Genomic DNA, 22,710 nt, shown 5'->3' on the forward strand with positions numbered 1-22,710 from the left:
AGGATCAAACTCTCGATTAAAAGTTTGTAGCTCTTGTTTTGTTACTTAATTTATTTGCTAGCGAAATTGACTTTGCAAATATGTTTTGTGCCCCGAAGGGCGACCCTACACATTTGGTTTGTCGAAACTTTGTTCAGTTTTCAAAGGTCTACATCAGATATTAGTTAATCACTTATTAAGTTAAAACTCATAAGCAACACAATCTATCTTATCATGTATAAACCCGAATGTCAACAACTTTTTTTAAGTAATATTCATTCAACGTTTTGCTACATGCTCATCTCTCGACGACATAGAATATCTTACCATCCTAGTGGGACAACGTCAATCACTAATTTGAAAAAATTTCAAAAAAATTGAATTCCTGTATAAATATCGAAAAAATAATTCATATCACCCGGATTCTCATCCCTAATCTGCGCTATTGATTATCCCTCATAATACTTTTAAACTGCTATTTGTTCCAATTTTATCCAAATTGGTATAGGTAAACAAAAAGATCCTGCAAAATTCGCAGAATCTTCACGTCCTAATAGAAGTCTTCTAGGTTTTCATAGTCTAATATCGCAATCTTTCGACCGTTTCGTTCAATTAGCGCATGACTTTCTAACTGTTTTAACTTACGCGATAAGGTTTCAGGCGTTGTTCCAATATATGTTGCCAGTTCTTTTAACTTCATCGGAATCATCACTTCAGTTTCTCCGCTCGCTTTAGCTAAATCAAGTAGATAAGTCACGATTCTGGATTCAACTGACTCGATATTGATTAAGTTCGCCTGTTTTTCCAAACGCGTCATCTTATCAGTAGTTGCTTCTAGTAACTTTAAACTAATTTCGGGATAGGCTAACAGTAACTGTTGAAAATCACTCCGCGATAACGTACAAATTGTACTATCTTGCAAGACCTCACCGTACAACGGCTCATCTTCCGTTTTAAAAAGTAACTTTTCTCCTTCAAAATCACCGGGTTCCATCATGCGTAGCAGTTGCTCTTTGCCTGCTGTAGAGAGCTGATAGACCTTAATGCTCCCCTTAGCTAAGATCACTAACCGCTTCTGATCCATCGGGCTCATCACCAACGTCCCTTTTTTAACGCGTTCATGATGGGTAACTGCCGAAATCTTGACCAAACTATCACGGTCTAAATGATTAAAAATCGGTGCTATCTCAGCACAAATATGTTGTTCGTCAGTCACCTAGCCCACTTCCCTCTATCTTAATCGTCGTCTTCTTCATCTAATCCTTCGCGCGCTGCTTTTCCTAGTTGGCTTTGCAATTTACGGATTTGGTGTTGGTTGTAGCCCATTAAAGAAACCATATCCGCCGCTAGAGCAAATCGTTCTTCTTTTTCCGCAAGTTTAATCGCACGGGAAACAAATAGATTAGCAGTATTATAGTCCGCAACCATTTCCGCAATCATCGCTGGCATCTCCCAGTACTTAATCCGCGGCTCTTCTGTCAGCATCCCATACTCGGTATACTCAGCTTGCGTCGTCGGAAGCACTTCACCTTCGTCTAGTAGCCGTTCGGCCGTCTTGTCTAATAGCATATCATTTTCTGCAAGCAATGTGGTTAATTGCGCTTTAAAAGCTTGGTTATTGATTCCTTTAGCGTACCACTTCATTTGACGGAGTTTACGCCGTTGAATCGTTAAGTTAGCCATCACATGGCCGATCATGGCACCCGCGGTTGGTGTATGGTGATCAACATCAGCTTGTTTAACTTCTGCTTGGTAACGTGTTTCGATTTCTTCATTAGATAACATATTAATTGCCCCCTATTTCACTTTGATACTTTGAACGCTGTAGCCCAAGTCAGTTACAGCTTGTGTTAATTCATCTGGGTTTGTCACGGCTTCATCGTATTCTGCTTTCACTTTACTAGCATTAAAGAGAACTTTCACTGATTCAACCCCATCTTGTTGACTGACACCCGCTTGAATCTTTTGCATACATGACGGACATGATAGCTCGTCTAATTGCATCACCAATTTTGCCATTTCAATGACCACCTTTTCGTTTGATTACTGTTACTATATCGCGCGCTACATGATTAAAAATTGACCGCCATCAAGTTTAGCGAACTTTAAACCGAATCAGTCGCATCGCATTGAAAATCACGACCAGAATACTAATTTCATGAACAAACATCCCACTAGCCATCTGTACCCAGCCAAGCATCAGGCCAAGCAATAACAATCCGACCGTTCCAACAGCAATCACAATATTTTGAACTGTATTACGTGCCGTCGCCTTCGTGAGGTAATCGGCATACACTAATTCGGATAACGTCGATTGCATTAACACAATATCGGATGTCTCAATCGCGACATCTGTCCCAGAACCCATCGCAATTCCAATGTCAGCCAGTGCAAGCGAAGGACTATCATTAATCCCATCCCCGATAAAAGCCACTTTTTGACCGTTTGCTTGGTAGGTCTTAATGAATTCAACCTTCTCTGCCGGTAAAAGATTCGCGTGGTATTCAGTAATCCCGACGGCTTTGGCAATTGCTGCGGCCGTCTGGTCATTATCGCCCGTCAACATGACTAAATGTTTAACGCCCGCTTTTTTCAAACGCGTTAATGCTGCCTTGGCTTCCGGTTTAACAGTATCAGCAATCCCAATTAATAAAACAACTTGTTGGTCAACTGCGACTAACACGGTTGATTGCCCTGCTGTTTGACTGGCCGTGATCGCCGCAATCTGCGCACCGGTTAACCGGATCCCTGCTTCAGTCATCATCTTGGCCCGCCCAATCCGAATTGTTTGACCAGCGACTTCAGCTTGTACCCCCAACCCTTTGAGCGTTTCAATTCGTTCAATAGTTGGTAAGTCTGTCACCCCTCGTTCCCGTGCATACTGCACAATCGCAGTCGCCAGTGGATGATCTGACTGTGCTTCAACCGCGGTAGTCACTGCCAACGTTGCTTGTTCTGCCGCTGTATAAAATTGCACATGTGCAACTGCCGTGTCCCCTTTAGTCAATGTCCCAGTTTTATCAAAGACCATCGTATCAATGCCAGCCATCGCATTAACGACTTCGCCGCCTTTAATCAAAACCCCATGCTTCGCGCCATTGCCAATCCCCGCCACGATTGAAACTGGCGCACCAATTACTAGCGCACCTGGACAACCAAGCACCAGAATCGTAATCGCAAGTTTAAAGTCGCGCGTGATTAAGCCAATCGCTAATGCCAACACTAAAACGGCCGGTGTGTAATACGTCGCAAAACGATCAATGAATTTTTCCGCGGGTGACTTACTATCTTGGGCCTCTTCAACCAATTCAATAATTTGGGCAAAAGTTGTATCATCCCCAACCTGCGTTGCGGTAACCGTCAATGTCCCGTTATCCACAATTGCCCCGGAATAAACAGCATCACCCACTATTTTCTTAACGAGTTGTGCTTCGCCAGTGATGCTAGCCTCATTGACATAGGCACTACCTTGGACGACTTGCCCATCAACCGGCACCTGAGCGCCAGCTTTAACCAGTACTTGATCATCGATCTCGACATCATCAACACCCACCGTCGTAGTGGTGCCATCGGCCGCTAACACTTGTGCCGTTTGTGGCGCCATTGCAGACAATGCGCGAATTGATTCCCGTGTCTTTTTCAAGGTTCGTTGTTCAAGATAGCTCCCGAATAAAAAGAGGAACGTGACAATCGCCGATTCATTGAACTCACCAATGATTAGCGCTCCCAATACCGCAATCGTGACCAGCAAATCAATGCTGACGACTTTCACTTTTAGTGCTTGATACGCCTGCATCAAAATCGGTGCAACCCCCATCATTGACGCAACCAATAACAGCCCTTGCATCACAATTACCGCCCCACCAAGCCAATACCAGCCATAGGCCACTGCAATCAATCCGCCAACAGTCAGCGCAATCTGATTCTTCACGGATTGTAACCATCTTTGAAATTTCATTTAAAATCCCTTCTTCCTAACGATTGTCTTTAGTATAGAAGAAAGTCGATTTTAAGAACTTGATGGTTATCAAGTTTACCCGAATATAACAGACAAAAAAGCACAATCAACGATTGTTTCGTCGATTGTGCTTTTTCAATTCGATTAGGCTTCAAACCCATTTTGATCAGCGACTTGCTTGAACCAATGACCTGATTTTTTAATCGTCCGTTGGCAATCATGGTCTAAGTCCACCGCAATAAAACCGTAGCGGTTCTTATAGGCATTGGTCCATGACCAGTTATCCATACACGTCCACATATGATAACCGAGACAGTTGCTGCCTTCTTGAAGGGCTTGATGGACATACTTCAAATGATCCTGTACAAATTCAATCCGGTAGTCATCATTAATCTGGCCATCCGCATTGCGATAACGTTTTTCGCCTTCAACGCCCATCCCGTTTTCCGAAATGAAGCATGGAATGTTGCCGTAATTTTCGCGGACGTTCTTCAAAATATCGTAAATCCCACGTTCGTAGATTTCCCACCCGCGATACGGATTGACTTTCTTACCCGGCATATCGTAATTGTCGAAAAAATCATCCGGCATCGGGCCGTTTGTATGGTCGATTGGGGTTTCCTTGGCCTTCACGCGCCGTGGTTGATAATAATTAATCCCCAATAAATCCACAGTGTTCGCCTTAATCAATGCTAAGTCAGCTGGTTGATAGTCAGGTAAGATGGCTAGATCTTTTAAAATCGCGACTAAATCAGCGGGGAATTCCCCCTTCACGGCAGGATCTAAGAATGAACGGTTGAAAAAAGCATCTGCAAGATCCTCTGGCAAACTAAAGATTGTTTTACCCCGTTGTTTCCACTAAACTATAAGTAGAAAGCGGGGTATTTTTTTGCCAAAATACGAAGAAATTGCCAACATTATTCGACAACGGATTAAACAAGGGCGCTATCCTGCTAATACGTTGTTACCCAATCAAACCGACTTAGTTCAAGAATTCGATGCTAGTCGAATGACGATCAAAAAAGCAATCACGATTTTAACGATGGAAGGACTCGTTCTATCACGACGCGGCGCTGGTACAAAGGTGTTAGACCACTCTTTTTGGAATAAATCAACGGCACCGGCGGATCAATACCGTGGGATGTCACGTGACTTAGCCGACATTGGTAAAACACTCTCAAGTAAGGTCATCACGTTTGAGGTGACTTTCCCAACGCCTGAGATTAAAGAGCGCTTAATGCTTGCTGATCAACAGCCCGTCTACAAAATCATTCGACTGCGGATTATCGACGGCGTTAATAGCGTCCTCGAACATACCTACATGCCAGTGAGTCTAGTTCCCGGATTAACTGATGATGTTCTCGCACAGTCAATCTACACCTACCTTAAGGAGACCCTACACCTCACGTTCGCGGGTGCCTTTCGCAATATTCAAGCCGATAAGGCCGATGAATATGACCAGCAATATCTGGACTGCGCCCCAACTGATCCCGTCTTAGAAGTTGAACAAGTTGTTTATCTCGATAATGGCCAACCGATTGAATACTCAAGAAGTCGCAACCGTTATGATCGCCGCGGTTATACATTCTTAGACGTTAAGAATACTTAATTGCACTAAAAAAAGCCTGCCAGCATTTAGCTGACAGGCTTTTTCTAGTGATTATTTTTCGACATCTTGTAATTTTTGGTTATCGTCTAATTGTGAGCGACCACCGTTGCCGATTTTTTGTAAATGATTCATTCCTAACCATAATAGCAAGAGTGCTACGACGATGAAGGCTAAGAGAACAAAGAATGATTGAACAATTTGACCGGTACCTAAACCAGATGTAATTGCTTCTCTGAGCCCTAGAATTGAATACGTCATTGGTAAGAATGGGTGAATGACGTTGTAGAAGTGGTTCGTGATTTCCATTGGGAATGTACCACCTGAACCCCCTAATTGAAGCATCAAGAGGACCATTGCTAAGAAACGACCAGGATTATCAAATGTCATTGATAAGAACATAATGATCGACATCGAAGCAAGTGAGAAGGTAATTGCCATTAGGAAGAATTGTGCTGGATGATCGACGTTTAATCCAGCAACCATCATTAAGGCAGGTTCGATAATTGCCATCCCGACAGCGACTAAAGCGCCAACCGTGATTTTACTTAAGAACCATGCTGTTGATGATTGACCAGTCATTGAGATCTTCCGAATTGGATAAGCAAAGTTGAAGACAATTGCGCCAACGAACAATGCTACTGAAAGGACGTAAGGTGCTAAGGCATGACCGTAGTTAGGCACATAGCTGTAATTTGAATGTTTCAATTCAGCTGGTGCAGCAAACATATCGGCTGTCTTATCCGTTAATTGAATTGAGTTAACTTCATTTGCACCAGATTTCAATGCAGATGCTAATGTTTTATTACCATCTGTTAATTGACCAGCACCATCTGTTAACTTAGCTGAGTTATCCGTTAATTGATTTGTACCAGCAGCTAATTGATCAACACCGCTTGTTAACGTTGGAATTTGACCATTTAATTGACCAAGACCATTGTTCAAGGCTGTTGAACCAGTTGCCAATTGACTGATACCACTTGTCAATTGAGGTACTTGGGCATTTAAAGCACCAGTACCGGCAGCAAGTGCAGCTGAACCAGTTGCTAATTGGCTAACACCGCCTGTTAAGGCTGGAATTTGACCGTTTAATTGGTTTGTACCTGCGCTTGCTTGTGAAACACCAGCAGTGTAAGCATTTAATCCTGGAATTAAGCCCATTTGACTTGGTGTACCAACAAGGCCTAATTTCATTTGACGTAAACCAGCATTAATTGTTGCAGTTGCTTGAATAGCACCCATTGTATCAGCAGTATTACCGGTTCGTGTTAAACCAGCGTTAACAGTTTTTAACCCACCTGTTAATGTATCGATGGCTGCATTTACACTGGCTTTTGCTTTGGGTGATTTGGCACTTAAATTCTTAAGGCCATCTTTTAATTGTTGAAGACTTCCCATCAGTGTAGTCATTTGTGCTTGAATTGATTTTAAGCGCTCCTTATTGTCAGCAGCTTTACCACCAATAGCAACTGCATCTGCACTAGATGATGTTAATTGATCACCCGTAGCTTTAACACTAGCACCTGCACTTGCTAGCGCAGCATTTAATTTCGTTTCTAACGCTGGGTTAGCTTTTAATGTTGCTTGCATAGCAGGATCTGCCATAACTGCTTGGATTGTACCTAATTGGGCACCCGTATTAGCTACTTGACTTGCAGCACTTGTGCTTGAATCCGTATCGTATAACTTCGCTTTAATTTGGTTAAGTGATTCCGCTGTACTTGCGGTATTTGCACCAATACCAGTTAAATCAGCAGTTACTTGATTTGTCACTGCATCCATAGCAGGGTCATGAATACCAGCGTTCAATCGTTGAATGCCATCATCCAGGGCAGTCATACCATCTTGAAGTTCTTCAATCTTAAGTTGACCTTTTTCTAATTGATCAGAAATTTGGTTAGATGCATCCGTTAATGCTGCGTTCAATTTTTGGCTACCATCAATTAATTGATCAGTCCCACCATCTAATTGACCGACACCACCGACTAGTTGGCTACTACTACTATTTAATGTGTTTAAACCAGTACTTAGCTGAGTAACACCACTAGATAACGCACCTGTTTTACTGTTCAATGTTTGGAGACCAGCGTTCAATTGACCTGCACCGCTATCTAATTGGCTTGCGCCTGATGCGAGTGCACCCGTCTTGCTATCTAATAATAGTAAGCCGTTGTTAAGTGTGTTTGAGCCATCAGCTAATTGTTTAACACCATCTGATAATGGCACAACACTTGTTTTCATCGTCATGATACCATCGTTGACTTGGGCAACACCGGCTGTATAAACATTTAAACCATCTGATAACGTTACAGAACCGTCTGTTAATTGTTTAGCACCCTTGGCAGCAGTACTGAACCCTTTACCGGCAGTCTTAACCTGTTTGAACATCACTTTAGCGTAAGCATTTGTGACAGTTTCCCGAACTTGGGCGTTCAATTCCTTGGCACCCATTTCACTGATCACTTCACCGATGAAGTTCAATGAATCGTTGGTTTTGTATTGAATTTGCATCTTCTTAGGATTCTTATCCAAGACTGTAGCAGCATTGGCAGAGAAGTTCTTAGGTAGGGTCACTACAGTGTAGTATTCCTTATCTTTAAGCCCTTGTTGTGCTTTTTTTGCTGATACGAAACGCCAACCAAGTTGGTCGTTTTTCTTCAATTCTTTTACCATATCTTTACCAGCGCTCAACGTTTCACCGTTGTAAGTGGCTGGTTGATCATTATTAACGACAGCGACTGGTAATTCACCAGAGCTACCATAAGGATCCCAGACAGATTTAAGGAAAAAGATACTGTACAAGAATGGAATAAACACGATTGCGATTAACGAAATCATGATTAAACGATTCTTGGCAATGAACTTAAATTCGTTTTGAATCATCTTCATGCTAAAATCTCCTTTAATTATATAAGTTGCTTAATTGATTACATTCAATATCCACGATAACTAAATTAGTCTAACCTTTTTTCATTTAAATTTCAAGTCTTATGCGCCAAACTATTCTCTATTCACAACTGTTTCTAATCTAACAAAAAAAGACGGTCGTTATTTATATAACAACCGTCTCCCTTATGGAAGAAACAAATGACTTCCTATTAAATTAATTATTTTGCTTCAATCTTCGTCATGCCACCCATGTATGGTACCAATGGTTCTGGGATTGTGACGCTGCCGTCTTCGTTTTGATAGTTTTCCAAGATGGCGGCAACTGTCCGGCCGACTGCTAAGCCTGAACCGTTCAATGTGTGGACCAAGTTGACGTGGCCATCTTCGTCACGGTAACGAATTTGGGCGCGGCGTGCTTGGAAGTCTGTACAATCTGAACAACTTGAGATTTCACGGTACGTATTTTGAGCTGGTAACCAAACTTCGATATCGTATGTCTTAGCTGATGTGAAGCTGGCATCGCCAGTTGCCAATGTGATGACGTGATATGGCAAGTTCAATGCTTTTAAGATATTTTCAGCATCGGCGGTCATTTTTTCTAGTTCATTGAATGATTCTTCTGGTTTCGTGAATTTCACCATTTCAACTTTGTTAAATTGATGCATCCGGATTAAACCACGGGTATCACGGCCGGCACTTCCTGCTTCTGAACGGAAAGCTGGTGATAAGGCAGTGAAGTAGATTGGCAATTGTGCGCCATCCAAGATTTCGTCGCGGTAGAAGTTCGTCAATGGCACTTCGGCGGTTGGAATCAAAGTCATGGGTTCGCCTTCGTTGGTCATTGTGTAAACATCTTCCGTAAACTTAGGAAATTGGCCAGTCCCAAACATTGATTCGCCATTCACTAAGTACGGCGTAATCATTTCTTCATAGCCTTCTTTAGCATGTTGATCCAACATGAAGTTATAAACGGCCCGTTCAAGACGTGCACCGGCACCCTTATAGTAAACAAAGCGACTACCTGATACTTTAGCGGCGCGTTCAAAGTCTAAGATGCCTAATTTTTCACCGATATCCCAGTGTGCTAATGGTTCAAAATCAAATTCACGGGGTGTTGACCATTTGCGTTCTTCACGGCTAAAACTTTCATCTGGGCCAACGGGTGCTGAATCATCTGGGAAGTTGGGTAAGCGTACTAAGATGTAGTCCACTTTGGCCTTCACTTCAGCCAATTCGCTATCCAAAGCCTTGATTTCGGCCCCAACATTCTTCATGGCAGCGATTTGTTCAGTCGCATCTTCTTTATTGCGCTTGGCAATGGCAATGGCTTCTGAAGCAGCATTGCGATTTTTCTTCAATTCTTCGGTCTTCACAATTAAGGCACGGCGTTTTTCATCTAATGCGATGACCTCATCAATTTCTGCAGCTTGAACACCGCGGCTAGCTAACTTATCCTTTGCCCATTGGACATTTTCTCGAATGACTTTAATATCTAACATTGCACTCTCTCCTTTTAATGATCTTTAATTAACAACAATAAAAAAAGCCTTCTCATCCCTTAATTGGGACGAAAAGACTTCAATTCGCGGTACCACCCAAGTTCACCCACTACAAATAATAGGTGCCCTCAATTACTGATAACGGCCAGGAACCGTGTAGTTCATCACTACCCACTATTGCGCTGGAATGCTGGATTCAATACCTTCCACCAACCGGTATCTCTCTGTCAATCCATATAGGCGCTTATTCACGTGTTTACTTCTTAATGTAAGAATACCGCATTTAATCTTTAAATTCAATCATCAATAGATGATTTTTGAATCCATAGACCTCGTAATAAACCGAGCATACGTCCAAAATGATCGCTATCTGCATTTTGATGCCATTTAAACATCACCGCTTCTGGGTTAACGATGCCAGTTAAATCAATGATCGAAGTCGTAACCACCATATCAGCATCCATTAAATCCGCGTCAGATTGACTAACATCCACATACAAAACACTATTCAGTGCAGTCATCAAATCAAAGTACCCGAGGAAGGATTGTTCCGTCACAACGACAACCTTCACTTTATTCATCGGTGCAAACCGTTGAATCATCTGACGCAAGACGTTGTAGTAACCACTGACCAATTCTTCACGTAATTTGACTAAGAATGACACTTTCGGATTGATTAATAAGTAATCCACCGTATCATCAATATTTTGTTTTAGGACATCATTTGGCTTGAGATATTCAACACTTTCCATCATTTGGTCAGCGAGCACCGATGTCACATCTTGTTTAAACATGTAAGTGGTCATCGTCATCGAAATCATCGTTTGCACGAAACCTTGATAATTCGCATCGTCTAAGTTTAGGTATTTCTTGATGTCAAATGGAATTTGATCAATAAAAGCTTCTACAAACTCGTAAATCACTGGAATATACCGCTTGTATCGCGTTTCGTAAGATTCCATGTAGGGATTAGCATCCTGAATCTGAATCGGTCCAAAATTAATGATGTCATATATATTGAATGATTCAGCCATCGCTTCTTCTTGGGTCATTTGTGCAAGGATGCTCTTGATCCGTAAAGCTTGGTCTTCAAAGGGCTGTTTTAGATATTCAGAAACCATATTGGGAACTGGATAACGGATAAAATCGCCATCTAGTTCAGTTGAAACCGTGTGACCTTGTAGTAATCGGAAATAGGTTATGACGATTGAATACGCCCCTAGTTCACGGGTCAAAATATTGGTTTTTTCCAATTGGAACCGATCAATCGCAACATCGAACGCCTTAAGTGCATCGTCTCGTTTAACATCTTCAAAGGGCCAGGTATGCCCTTCCGTTGCCATCCAGAATAACATCGTTAAGACTAAACGAATTTTATTTTCGTCGCCTTTTAACCGAAGTGGATCATAATACATACGGATATCAAATGAGCGAATTAAGTCGCGCACCCCTTTTAAATGGCGTAGCACCGTTGCCTTACTCGTATCATGGGCTTCCCAGAATTCTTGGAATGTAACGGTCTCACCCTTGAGTAAGATTTTGATAAAATCAAACGCTTCTGACTTATTCACTAATAAATAGTGATAGGCATCTGTTGGAACGCTGAACAAGGTTCTAATATCATCAACATCCGGTCCGGTAATTTCCTTTAGGTCCCCAATAATGCTCATGTACATATTGTACAAGCTACCGTAACTGCGATTTAATAGTATTGCTACTTGTTTTAGATTCACATCTTCAACGAGCGGCTGATTATTACGCGATAGTTCAATCCGCTTTTTAACAGGCAACTCATCCCGTTTTAAACCAACAATCTCCATTAATAAGGCGTACTTATCATTTTCCGCTTACGTTAGAAAAATACTCTCACTTGCGTTCAAACCGACTCCCCCTAGTAAAAATCCTTATAATTAGTAATTAACCCTACCATAAATTGTGCAAATAGTAACTATTGCGTTGTCTAAAATCAAAGATTGCTTTTTACGTCAGAAATGCTAGAATATTTAAGTGACGTTTGGTTGTAAAACACCATATGTTGTATATCAATAATAATTTAAACACATTTTATGGTCAAAAGAGGGAGACTGATGACATTGCTCGTACTTGCTGGCACAATTGGTGCAGGAAAAACTAGTTTAACCAAATATCTATCTGATCACTTAGGCACTGAAGCCTTTTACGAATCAGTAGACGATAATGAAGTATTACCATTATTCTACAAAGATCCAACTAAATATGCGTTCTTACTACAAATCTATTTCTTAAACAAACGATTTGATAGTATCAAACAAGCATATACAGATGATAACAACATCTTAGACCGTTCAATTTTCGAAGATTCATTACTCTTCCACTTGAACGCTGATCTTGGTCGCGCTACCGCAACCGAAGTCCGTGTCTACGACGAATTATTAGCCAACATGATGCAAGAATTGCCATTTGCTGCCCACAAGAAACGCCCTGACTTATTAATCCATGTACGCGTTAGTTTCGAAACAATGCTTTCACGGATTCAAAAACGTGGTCGTTCATACGAACAACTAGAAGCCGATCCAACCCTCTACGACTATTATAAAGAATTAAACAGCCGTTATGATGCTTGGTATGAAGCCTATGACGAAAGTCCCAAGATGCAAATCGATGGTGACAAATTAGACTTCGTTGAAAACGAAGCTGATCGTCAAAAAGTCATCGAAATGATTGACGAACGGGTGAAAGCCTTAAACGCAGAACAAGAAGCAAATATGGGTGCCTAATTGCACAAAAAAAAGCCGTTCGACAAATTGTCGAACGGCTTTTTTATTATGCTTGGGTACCTTTTTGCATCCATAATTCATGAATAATGCCATACAGCCGGGCATAGTGATCGCTACTAGCATTTAAGCGCCACGTAAAATACAACGCCTCCGGATTAACGTTTTCGGGTAAGGCAATGCTCGACGTCCGAACAATCAGGTCTGCATCCCGTAAAGCTTCATCGGTCGTACTAACAGCGACATATTTGATATTATCGAGTGTTGTTAAGATATCCATATAGCCAATGTAATCTTGCTCAATCACGAGTGCGACCTTCACCTGGCTTACAGGATGATACTGCTGGATGACTTGTTGAATTAAATTATAGTAAGCCTTTATCAAATTCTCCCGCCCACTTGCTAAAAAACTAAAAGCTGGTTCGAATAAGAGGTAATCTACGGTATCACTAATTTTTTTATGGAGTAGTTCATTGGGTTTTAGCTGCGGCATACGAATGACTAATTCATTAAAAACGACAGAGGTCGCGTCCATCCCAAGGATATAGGTCGTCACCGTAGTCGTTAACAACGCATTTTTGAAAATATCATATGTGTGCTGCGAAATCTCTAACTCATGCATAATATCAAATGGAATACGCTCCAAAAAGGCAGTCACAAAACGATGAATTTCTGGTATATAACGTTCATCTGCCCAATCAGCAGTCACCTTAGTACTTGTTATTGAGCGTAACGGCACTGGACAATACCGTAACAAGAAGAATAGTCCAGCGGCTTCTGAACGCCCTTCCGTTAACGTTAACTCTGCCAAACAAGTTCGTAATCCCGTTGATTCTTTAGTGAAATCGGCTGCAAGTAAATCACTGATTAAATTAGGATAGGGATACCGAATAGTTGCTAATTTTTCATCGGGCTGCACGACTGCACCGGCCATCACTCGATAATAAGTTACTGCCAGAATCGTGGCGCCAATTTCGTGCGTTAATAGGTTAGGCTTTTGCAATTGAAATTCATCACAGACATAGTCAAAGGCCGACAAAACACATTCGTGATTGATTTCTTCAAATAGCCATTGATGCCAACCAGATGCCAACCAGTATAAGGCGGATAAGACCAATCGAATTCTCTTCTCATCACCTTCCAACCGGATTGGTTCGTATGAAACCCGTAAGTTGAAAGCGCGGGTTAGATCGCGGACTTGCTTCAAATGACGTAATACAGTTGCTTTACTACTATCATGCTCTGCTAAGAAGGTTTTAAACGATATATCCCCGCCCCGCAATAGAATCTGTACGAAATCATAGATGTCAGAATGTTGTACTAAATATAAATGATAGACATCACTTGGAATTGCGAAGAGTCGCTTAACATCATCTTCCTCCGTCCCTAATATTGCCTGCAGATCCCCAACAATACTGACATACGTATTGTATAAGCTACTATAATTACGGTCTAACAATGTTGCCACTTACTTCAAATTGACGTCATCGATTAGTGCTTCGCCCTTTTTAGCCATGCTCATTCGTTTTCTAATGGGTAATTCATCCCATTTGACATTAATAATATCTAAGAAAAGAGCATACTTATCTTTTCTGCCGATGTTAAATAAACACTATTGGTATCCACATTGCCTAACCCCTTGTTCCAAATAATTGATATATATTTTACCATCAATCGATATTAAAGCATAACCATTCTACAGCGATATTTGTTGCGTATAACAAAAGGCGATGCGTTATTAATACACACCGCCTCAAAAGCTGAAAATAATTTCATCATCAGCTCTAATTAAACCTAACACGCTAATAACTTAAATCACCAATTGCCATTTCAAATCAGCATTATATGGGCCAATCTGATAAGCATCATTATAAGGTAGTGATAACTGCAACTGACTTTGTTTCCAACCAACTGTGGTTCCATAACTCGTTAAATCTTGCTCACTGATTGGCCGCTGTAGAATCCCATCAACCCATTGATTATCAGGCGACTCATTAGTTAATGCTTTTGCATCACTATCATTTAAGCGGTATTTAAAATTTTCTTGCATATAAAAGGGATTATTGGGTCGTTGATTTATCCCCAGATAGCCTAGTTGTAAATCAAAATGACTACACAACGGATTACATATGACTACTTTCGGCGCTTTTGGTGTACCAGTATCTGCCACTTTTAGTTGTACACTTGGTACCTCATTTAGCGCAATCGTCCGATTAGTCCCCCCCTACTTTGACCCAAAATTTCGTCATCAAACGTAATTGTTTTCGGGATGCCAACCTCTACTGCCCCGTTTAAAGTTAATTTGAATTGGAATTTAGCAATTGGATTTAAATCATCATTTGCAATAGGTGCACTTGCCGCCTTTTCAGACAACGTAAACTCAATGTCGCTTGTCCGCATGACATCACACTGCAGCCCTTGCTCCGTAGTAGTCGGATTCCCTGTCTGATTCTGACTAGCATTAATTAGCTGTGCCATAAAGCTCTCCGATAAATGCAACTGCGAATCGGTTATCACCGGTTGCCACACTGCATTTTGATCTGCATTAACACGATAGTATAACCCAAAAGAATCAGGCGGGTTAACTAGGTCGACTTGTCCTGTAATCCCGTAATGCGGGGCCGCATGCAGTGTGCCATCCGCATAATTAAACTGCGCATGGCCATTCGATTTTACAGACTGTGCATTTTTGGCACCCGGATCAGCTAATGTGACAGAGCGAATCTCAGGCACCTGAATGCCTGGAAAATCGTGGCCCTGACCAAAAACGGCTTTATCATGATTGGGTGAAATCGGAGCATCGGGTATGTAGATTAGTTCACGAATAATACTTTCAAGTCGCGATTAAATTCAGTATACTAAATTTAGATAAACAAACTTACTGGAGGATAGTATTCATGCGGACTTGGCAAAAATGGACTTTGATTGTTCTGACACTCTTCTTAATACCAATTATGTATTTTGAGAACCAATATTTTATGAGAGAGCAGTTTAAACAGTCGCAAAAGAATATGCAGCAGTCAACTTTAAGTGATTTTAATGACCAAGCAAGTGGTCAATACGCGGCCTTTAAAATCTACGCTACAGCCAAACCGCATGGAAAAATCTATTATTTTGTCCCACAAAACCAAAATGGGGCCAATATCGATTTACAAAAACAAGAAGTCGCACTCGGTAATCAGCTTTATGCAAAAGCACACAAAGAATCACCCGACATTGACCATATCACATTGTACGTCAGTTATACTGCTAAGAACTTGCAAGACAATACGTATGCTTTTAAGCCAACCGCCGAGGCTTATGGTTTTGTGAAATCACGGTTTAAGACCCGTTATCAACGCTTATTTTCACAAACTGGAACTGAAGCCATCTATGATATGCAGCACAATACAACATCGGTTTCGTTTAAAGATTTGCAAAAAGATAGCACAACAATTCCGATGATTCGTCAACTTGCAATTGACCAACAATTACAAGCCCATAATTATACCCCCGAACAACTTACACAATTGGAAGCACTTGATTTCCCAGGAAATGATCAAGCAACCAATTTCGAATTTACAACCGATGGTCTAACATTGAAATTCGCAAAGAATCCTCTTGATATCGAAACAATTGCCCTGCCAATGGCAACGGTTGGTCCATACCTCAATCCCAACCTTGTCCCAGAAGACAATCAAATGCCTTCCAAAAAAGGTGGTGCTAAAAAGATTGCACTCACCTTTAATACGACATTAAAACCTAGCACTATTACGAGTGTCATTAATCAACTAAACGATTTAAACATCAAAGCAACTTTTTTCACTACTGGTAAAGCAGCTAAAGAACATCCGGATCAACTGAAGCAATTACTCAAAGCTGGCCATGTCGTTGGCACCCAAGCGTATAACAACGATGATGACTTGGACACAATGAGCGCGTCAGAAATTGCCGATAACCTCAAGCAAACCGATGCCGCCTACTTCAAAGCCAGTGGTCAATTGCCACACTTATTACGGGTCACAACCGAAACCCCTAGTACGGAATTAACAACCGCTGCTAGCCGGGCACTAATCGCTTGGAGTGTTGATTCGGAAGATTGGCGCTTAGATATTGATGCGCCGACAGTTGCCAAAAATGTAAATGAACGTATTACAGGTGGTGATATTGTCTTACTGCACACAAGTGAGGCAACGATTAAGGCATTACCCGCAATTGCTAAAGAACAAACCGCTCAAAAACGACATTTCGTGACAGTCAACGAGCTCTTCAAGCAACGATTAACACCTTATCAACAATATTTCAAAGCTGGTGATCAACGCTCGCTATAATAACGCAAAAAGGCCCGACAACTTAAATTGTCGGGCCTTTTTGTAATCTAAACGTGCTCCGTAAGCCGCACGCTATTTATGTTTTGATAAATCAACTTCTTCTAGTGGAATCATCTTAGTTTTGTACCGTACTTTATAGTAAACATATAGTACGACAAACAATGGAATGCTCATATAACTAATCCCAATCGCTGTCCAATCGAAGTTCTTAAAGGCTTGAATATCTTGCCCTGCAATCACCAATAAACAAAGCACGAATGCAAAAATGGGACCAAATGGGAACCAACGTGCATGATATTTCAATTCGCTCAACTGATGACCTTGTGCCTTGAACGCACGACGGAAACGATAATGTGACACAGCAATTCCTAACCAAGCAATAAACCCAGTCAACCCACTAGCTGCCACTAAGAATAAATAAATCCGAGTTCCAAAAATACTTGTCACAAAGGTTAAAGCTCCTACGATTGTTGTCCCAATCAGTGCCATTACTGGGATGCCACGTTTGCTTGTCTTAGCGAAGATTTTAGCTGCATAGCCATCTTCAGCCATTGACCACAACATCCGGGATGAAGCGTACATCCCTGAGTTTGCCGCTGATAACACTGATGTTAAGATCACTGCGTTCATGATGCTAGCTGCAGAAGCTAACCCAGCCCGTTTGAACACTAACGTAAATGGACTAACAGCAATATTCGTTTCACTCGCGCCCAACAATGAGTGGCTATCATAAGGAATTAAACAAGCAATCACGAAGATTGAAAGAATATAAAATAGCAGAATGCGCCAGAAAACTTGTTTAATGGCCTTTGGAATACTCTTTTCTGGAGTCTTTGATTCACCAGCTGTAATCCCAATTAGTTCGGTGCCTTGGAATGAGAAGCCAGCAACGACGAAGACACTCAACATCATTGGTAACCCACCAACAAATGGGGCCTTCTTATAAGTGAAGTTACTCAAGCCAGTATGATGGCCACCCATAATCCCGAGAATCGTTAGTAACCCAACACCTAAGAAAATAATGACCGTAATCACTTTGATTAACGCAAACCAATATTCCGTTTCGCCGAATGATTTAACACTCGTGATGTTAATCAAGAAAATTAATAATAGTGCGACTAAGCTAAAAATCCACCCTGGCATATCAGGAAGCCAGAATTCCGTAACGAGTGCCGCGGTACTAATATCAACCGCCAACGTAATCGCCCAGTTAAACCAATAATTCCACCCTAACGCAAAACCAAGGGCTGGATCAACAAACCGCGTTGCATAGGTTGAGAAAGAACCTGAGACAGGCAAGTACGTTGCCATTTCACCCAAACTGGTCATCAAGAAGAAGACCATAATCCCAATCCCACAATAGGCTAACAATGCACCACCTGGACCTGCCTTTGCAATTGCTGAACCACTTGTCACAAACAAGCCCGTCCCGATACTACCGCCCAACGCAATCATCGAAAGATGCCGCGTCTTTAACTCCCGCTTCATTTCATTTCCTGCCATAATACTTCGCTCTTTTCTCTATGATTTCAAGAAAAAGCCCCAACCACGTTCTAGCAAACAAAAAAACAGTCTTTTTGTCTGCTAAAAACGACAAAAAGACTGATAGCCTTATAATATCCGTTGATAGCGCCCCGTAACATTTCGTTACGACAGTCCTTGATTTATTCAACCAAGTCCCAACATCAAAATGAATAAGCAATTTGACATTTCGGCAAATTCCCCTTTAATTATCCCTCATTACTGCTTAGTCAGTTCAGGATAACGACTCATGGTTTTTGCGACCTCTTATCTTGTTAGAAATGAGTATACAGAATTCACACAACCACGTCAATTATTTCCATTAAAAAACCACGATTATTTCAATCGTGGTTTTCATTTTGCTTATTGTTCTTTATCTTTGCGTGATTTCCGCCATAAAAGAATTATCAATAGTAGGATAATGACAATCATAATACCGATAATGACATATAACCACCAGTTATTGTTCTCTGGTAATTCAACGGCCTTATCGTTATATTTTGCAACTTCCTGACGGGTAATCTCGAAGTTTTTAGAAAGTAGCCAACTCCCCTTATTCGATGTTACGCGTAACTTAATATTATATTTACCGGCTTTTAATGGTTGATTCTTTAAATCAATCCCGTAATTAAAGTTTGAATTAGGGGCCATCTCTAAGTCGCTGCGTTTGTTCTGATACAGAACCTTGTTTGACCCAACTTTGCGGATTTCACCTTTAACAACCATCTTACCGACTGAATTAGCTTTGACGTTCTGAACATTGGCTAAAACAGCAGTATGACTATTGATCAATCCTGCTTTCACCTTATTCAGCCGTAGACTAGGATGCACCATTTCATCTGATTCAGTCAGTTTAGCTGCAAGAATGTAGGAATATTGGTTGGTTAAAGTAGCCCCACCTTTTCGTTCCAACGCCTGATCAACCTGACTCTTAGGGACTTGTGAAATATAAAAGCCACCTAAAACCAGCCCTTTAAATGATTCATTTGGCACTGTTAAATCGAAAGTCACCGTCTGTTCACCGTTAGCCGGTACCTTTACCCGTTGCGCGCCCGACATCATATCACTAAACGAATACTTTAACGAGCTATCTCGCTTAGTATTGGTTCCTGTATAATCAATCAATCCATTTTCGTTGGTTGTCGCTGTCGTAGGGGTCACATCGACCGTAATTGGTTTTGTTCCACTATTTTGAACCCGCACACCAACTTCTTGTTTTTGACCAGGAGTAACTTTTAAATCATAATAGCCCAACTCCGTATCCGTTTGATTATCAGGATAGACGGGCGTAACCGAATAAGTCACTTTCTCCGCCTGAACTGGTTGATGACTAACCATCAACATCAGGCCAAAAGTGGCAACCACCGCTAATAACAATCCAAATCGTTGCTTCATTCGTCTCATTCTATTCGCTACTCCTTCTAATTCATAGTACGTTTTATGTAATAAAATAATAAGTTTTCAGCAAATATATATTTTTAATTTTGGTGTTAATTATTTTCTTCACTATTAATCTTAATCCTTTGTTAACAAGTGGTACGGCGTTAATTGGATATGCCATTGTCCATTTTTTAAATAAATTATCAATTTTCTGAAACTATCAACTAATCAATTGAAAACTAATTTTCAATTCCAGCACAAAAAAAGCAATCCAACAACCGGATTGCTTTCACTCTATTTTAAATTTTTAATGATCTTCTGGATGAGTAATTCACGTTGTTCGGCTGATTGATTCCAATCAATCACTGGAATGGCTTGGTGCCCAATTGTCTCAATAATCAAGCCAGAAACAGTTTGCCGTTTTAACTCGTTCGCCCATAGCATGTCCGCCTTGTGGAACGCAGCGTTAATAATCAATGTTCCTTGTTTAGCAACGGGTTGGAAGTCATTGAAGACCGTATCCAACTTACCCGTATCTGGATAAGACTTAATTTGTCCTTCCGTGGCCAACACAACATCGTAGATTGAAACTTCATCAGCTGGCCGCGCTAGTGTAAAACCACCACTATTACCAGAAGCCGATTTCACTAGCCCAGCCACTACTAACTTACGAATAATTTTGCGTAGGTAAGTCTGTGACCCGCCTAAGCGATGATGAATGACTTCAGACGAAATTGTGTGTTCAGGATCTTGCGTCGCCAAAAGTACGATAATACAAGTTGCTTGTTCAAACGCCCGTGTTAAATGCATTAGCCCTATCCCCTTTTTAACAGTCGCGCACTACGCCTTTCGCGTCTTAATGAATGAACCAGAGGATTGACCTGCGTCGGTTTGTACCTCAAACCCATATTTTTCAAGAATGTGTGCAACTTTCTTAAAATCATCTCTATCGAACGTACTGATATTACCATCAATTGTTTCGATTTCCAACTTATTCGCTAAATTACAGAAGGCTTTCACTGCCAATTGTGCTAAACCAAGATTTTGGAAATCATAAACAGCTAAGCGTGAAGCTGCTCCCAATGTTTCAAGAACTGTAATGTGCATTTCTTTTTTCCATTTATTGGTTTCAAATAAGAGTTGTGCTTGAAAATCAACCGTTGAATGTCCAAAGCGGTCGACATTAGCGTATGGTGTGTAGACAAAAATCGAACTTGTCGATTCTTGTTGACCATTTTCGCGATAGTCTGTATAGACGATGTACTGCTTAACCTTTTCATCATTAACCTGATTCATACTTGATAGAATCGTCAAATTTTCGTTTGCCTCAATTTGCGCTAACTTTCGTGCATAGGCTTGGTCGTTTTCGTTTGCCATTTGATTAACCCCCCATTTGTCTTTCAAACCGATTATACCATAGCTTTCTCATTTAAACCGTGATTTATTACGGTTATAACCATGTTATTTTTACAATTTGAAAACGTTCACTATTCGGCGGTAGTACTGAACTCGTTGCCCGCCTAAATAATCCGGTAGTTGTGATTGATAAGTCTTCTCGAACTGAACTTTCTGTAAACTCGCTTGCGATGCTTGGTTGGTTAAAAAGCAGGCCGCATTAAAGGTGTTTACACCAGTTTCTTGCGCATAGGCTTGCATCGTTGCCGGCAATACTGCGCTGATAATCCCACGTCGTTGATATGCCGGTAAGATGGCAAAACTGAGTTCATATGCCGCGACTGATTGTCCATCCGCACTAAGGGTAGGGGCGAGCATTATCAATCCTTGCACCACCTGCGTTGTGCGATCAACAATCGCCCAAGCATCCTCATCATTCATCAACATTGTTAGAAACGACTGTGCTTCTTGTTGAGATTGAAAAGCCGTCATATTTAGCTGCGTCACAATCTTTTTTTGACAACCAATTTGATAGACCACTTCAAGATCCATTAGTTGAAAATGCCGTAGTTCAGTTGTGGCAGTCCTAATCTGCATCTGGAACAACTCCTTTGTCATATCAACACTCATAGTAACCCACTTACAGTGTTGCGCCAAGTAAATTCTTATGTTTCCATTAAACAAAAGCGCCAAATTTGTGGTATACCACTTTTTCAGTTTATACTAATAACGATTAATTACTCTTGTAGAAAGCGAGCATACCGATGACATTCCGCGATTATTTCCATTTATTTTCGACCGTTTCTCAACAAGCCGAATCCCATGATTATTTTTTACACTTTATTGAGACACCCGTTCCTGATTTACAACGGTATCCCGAATTAACTAAAATTTGTGACTGGGCCGCTTATGATGATCACAGTTTTCGTCTGTGGACAAGCTTGCCCCTCGACGAATTCGAGCAGCGTTTTGCTGAAACTGTCCCATTACCAAGCGATTCTTACCAGTTAGATTACAGTTACAATTTGCAAGATACAAATTTTTTCTAAAGTTCATGCTTGACTTTTAATTCGAACTACCGTAAATTGAATAACAATCATAAGTCATCTTAATTCAAACTAAGTAGTGCATTATCTGGGTGTCAGAAAGTCGGTGGTTGCTGCAAACCGATCAGGGTAATTGTTACGAAATACTGAATGGATGATTCGGCTAATTAACAGGACCGTTATCACCTGTAAGAGTGGTGTGTTACCTTAAAATGACACGTTAACTGGGTGGTACCGCGGTTTCCAATCGTCCCTATTCGCATCAGCGAGTAGGGACTTTTTTTGTAGAGTGCGTGATTTAGCGCTTAATATCTAAACATTTGCATAGAACATTGCCAATCAAAAACACATTTCAACTATGGAGGGATTTTCAT

19 protein-coding genes, 1 pseudogene and 1 riboswitch are annotated in these 22,710 nt (G+C 41.1%); of the genes and pseudogenes, 4 read left to right on the forward strand and 16 right to left on the reverse strand.

Annotated features, from left to right (window positions below):
* Positions 1-529: 529 nt before the first annotated feature.
* The 5 genes and pseudogenes from ACF1X7_RS05530 to ACF1X7_RS05550 form a co-directional block, all read right to left on the reverse strand.
* Positions 530-1,195, reverse strand: a complete 666-nt coding sequence (locus tag ACF1X7_RS05530; RefSeq protein ID WP_039098924.1) for a Crp/Fnr family transcriptional regulator — start codon at positions 1,193-1,195, stop codon at positions 530-532.
* A gap of 20 nt (positions 1,196-1,215) precedes the next feature.
* The gene (locus ACF1X7_RS05535; protein ID WP_039098925.1) at positions 1,216-1,764 is read right to left on the reverse strand and encodes a ferritin-like domain-containing protein; all 549 of its coding nucleotides are present in this window, start codon (positions 1,762-1,764) and stop codon (positions 1,216-1,218) included.
* Between the two features lie 12 nt (positions 1,765-1,776).
* Positions 1,777-1,998: a heavy-metal-associated domain-containing protein gene (locus ACF1X7_RS05540; protein ID WP_035186794.1), complete on the reverse strand. Its 222-nt coding sequence runs from the start codon at positions 1,996-1,998 to the stop codon at positions 1,777-1,779.
* A 76-nt stretch (positions 1,999-2,074) separates the two neighbouring features.
* Entirely contained in the window at positions 2,075-3,937 is a 1,863-nt protein-coding gene (locus ACF1X7_RS05545) for a heavy metal translocating P-type ATPase (RefSeq protein WP_146955097.1), read from the reverse strand.
* A gap of 144 nt (positions 3,938-4,081) precedes the next feature.
* Positions 4,082-4,753: pseudogene (locus ACF1X7_RS05550) on the reverse strand (glycoside hydrolase family 1 protein); the annotation flags it as partial.
* 73 nt (positions 4,754-4,826) lie between these two features.
* Between ACF1X7_RS05550 and ACF1X7_RS05555 the strand changes: the two are divergent.
* Positions 4,827-5,546 carry a GntR family transcriptional regulator gene (locus ACF1X7_RS05555; RefSeq protein WP_004270964.1) on the forward strand — a complete coding sequence of 240 codons (720 nt, stop codon included), beginning with the start codon at positions 4,827-4,829 and terminating at the stop codon, positions 5,544-5,546.
* A 51-nt stretch (positions 5,547-5,597) separates the two neighbouring features.
* On the opposite strand, the gene ACF1X7_RS05560 is transcribed toward ACF1X7_RS05555, so the two are convergent.
* The 3 genes from ACF1X7_RS05560 to ACF1X7_RS05570 all read right to left on the reverse strand — a co-directional run bounded on the left by ACF1X7_RS05560 (position 5,598) and on the right by ACF1X7_RS05570 (position 11,721).
* The gene (locus tag ACF1X7_RS05560) at positions 5,598-8,432 is read right to left on the reverse strand and encodes a YhgE/Pip family protein (RefSeq protein ID WP_411162519.1); all 2,835 of its coding nucleotides are present in this window, start codon (positions 8,430-8,432) and stop codon (positions 5,598-5,600) included.
* A 218-nt stretch (positions 8,433-8,650) separates the two neighbouring features.
* Positions 8,651-9,931, reverse strand: coding sequence for a serine--tRNA ligase (gene serS, locus ACF1X7_RS05565; RefSeq protein WP_146955103.1), 1,281 nt, complete (start codon positions 9,929-9,931; stop codon positions 8,651-8,653).
* 296 nt (positions 9,932-10,227) lie between these two features.
* Positions 10,228-11,721 (reverse strand): helix-turn-helix domain-containing protein, encoded by a 1,494-nt coding sequence (locus ACF1X7_RS05570; protein WP_411162520.1) that lies wholly within the window; start codon positions 11,719-11,721, stop codon positions 10,228-10,230.
* Positions 11,722-12,018: 297 nt separating this feature from the next.
* Here ACF1X7_RS05570 and ACF1X7_RS05575 point away from each other — a divergent pair, with 297 nt between their 5' ends.
* Positions 12,019-12,687 (forward strand): deoxynucleoside kinase, encoded by a 669-nt coding sequence (locus ACF1X7_RS05575; RefSeq protein ID WP_004271313.1) that lies wholly within the window; start codon positions 12,019-12,021, stop codon positions 12,685-12,687.
* Between the two features lie 46 nt (positions 12,688-12,733).
* On the opposite strand, the gene ACF1X7_RS05580 is transcribed toward ACF1X7_RS05575, so the two are convergent.
* The 3 genes from ACF1X7_RS05580 to ACF1X7_RS05590 form a co-directional block, all read right to left on the reverse strand.
* A complete protein-coding gene (locus ACF1X7_RS05580) occupies positions 12,734-14,152 on the reverse strand; it encodes a helix-turn-helix domain-containing protein (protein ID WP_411162521.1) in 1,419 nt (472 codons plus the stop codon).
* 342 nt (positions 14,153-14,494) lie between these two features.
* On the reverse strand, positions 14,495-14,854 hold the full coding sequence (locus ACF1X7_RS05585) for a hypothetical protein (protein WP_146955106.1): 360 nt from the start codon (positions 14,852-14,854) through the stop codon (positions 14,495-14,497).
* 26 nt (positions 14,855-14,880) lie between these two features.
* On the reverse strand, positions 14,881-15,417 hold the full coding sequence (locus ACF1X7_RS05590) for a hypothetical protein (RefSeq protein WP_411162522.1): 537 nt from the start codon (positions 15,415-15,417) through the stop codon (positions 14,881-14,883).
* A gap of 164 nt (positions 15,418-15,581) precedes the next feature.
* Here ACF1X7_RS05590 and ACF1X7_RS05595 point away from each other — a divergent pair, with 164 nt between their 5' ends.
* The gene (locus ACF1X7_RS05595) at positions 15,582-16,994 is read left to right on the forward strand and encodes a polysaccharide deacetylase family protein (RefSeq protein ID WP_411162523.1); all 1,413 of its coding nucleotides are present in this window, start codon (positions 15,582-15,584) and stop codon (positions 16,992-16,994) included.
* A gap of 72 nt (positions 16,995-17,066) precedes the next feature.
* On the opposite strand, the gene ACF1X7_RS05600 is transcribed toward ACF1X7_RS05595, so the two are convergent.
* The 5 genes from ACF1X7_RS05600 to ACF1X7_RS05620 form a co-directional block, all read right to left on the reverse strand.
* Entirely contained in the window at positions 17,067-18,497 is a 1,431-nt protein-coding gene (locus tag ACF1X7_RS05600; RefSeq protein ID WP_411162524.1) for an amino acid permease, read from the reverse strand.
* A gap of 117 nt (positions 18,498-18,614) precedes the next feature.
* Positions 18,615-18,792: riboswitch (Lysine riboswitch) on the reverse strand.
* An 86-nt stretch (positions 18,793-18,878) separates the two neighbouring features.
* Positions 18,879-19,919: a DUF916 and DUF3324 domain-containing protein gene (locus ACF1X7_RS05605; RefSeq protein ID WP_064777534.1), complete on the reverse strand. Its 1,041-nt coding sequence runs from the start codon at positions 19,917-19,919 to the stop codon at positions 18,879-18,881.
* Between the two features lie 270 nt (positions 19,920-20,189).
* The gene (locus tag ACF1X7_RS05610; protein ID WP_004270106.1) at positions 20,190-20,705 is read right to left on the reverse strand and encodes an Rrf2 family transcriptional regulator; all 516 of its coding nucleotides are present in this window, start codon (positions 20,703-20,705) and stop codon (positions 20,190-20,192) included.
* Positions 20,706-20,735: 30 nt separating this feature from the next.
* The gene (locus ACF1X7_RS05615; protein WP_052202725.1) at positions 20,736-21,272 is read right to left on the reverse strand and encodes a hypothetical protein; all 537 of its coding nucleotides are present in this window, start codon (positions 21,270-21,272) and stop codon (positions 20,736-20,738) included.
* A gap of 90 nt (positions 21,273-21,362) precedes the next feature.
* Positions 21,363-21,887 (reverse strand): GNAT family N-acetyltransferase, encoded by a 525-nt coding sequence (locus ACF1X7_RS05620; protein ID WP_223315866.1) that lies wholly within the window; start codon positions 21,885-21,887, stop codon positions 21,363-21,365.
* A gap of 167 nt (positions 21,888-22,054) precedes the next feature.
* On the opposite strand from ACF1X7_RS05620, the gene ACF1X7_RS05625 reads away from it, so the two are divergent.
* The gene (locus ACF1X7_RS05625; RefSeq protein WP_411162525.1) at positions 22,055-22,339 is read left to right on the forward strand and encodes a hypothetical protein; all 285 of its coding nucleotides are present in this window, start codon (positions 22,055-22,057) and stop codon (positions 22,337-22,339) included.
* The last annotated feature ends 371 nt before the right edge of the window (positions 22,340-22,710 follow it).

The sequence above is a fragment of the Latilactobacillus sp. VITA-14 genome (assembly GCF_046580785.1).
Classification (GTDB): Bacteria; Bacillota; Bacilli; order Lactobacillales; family Lactobacillaceae; genus Latilactobacillus; species Latilactobacillus curvatus.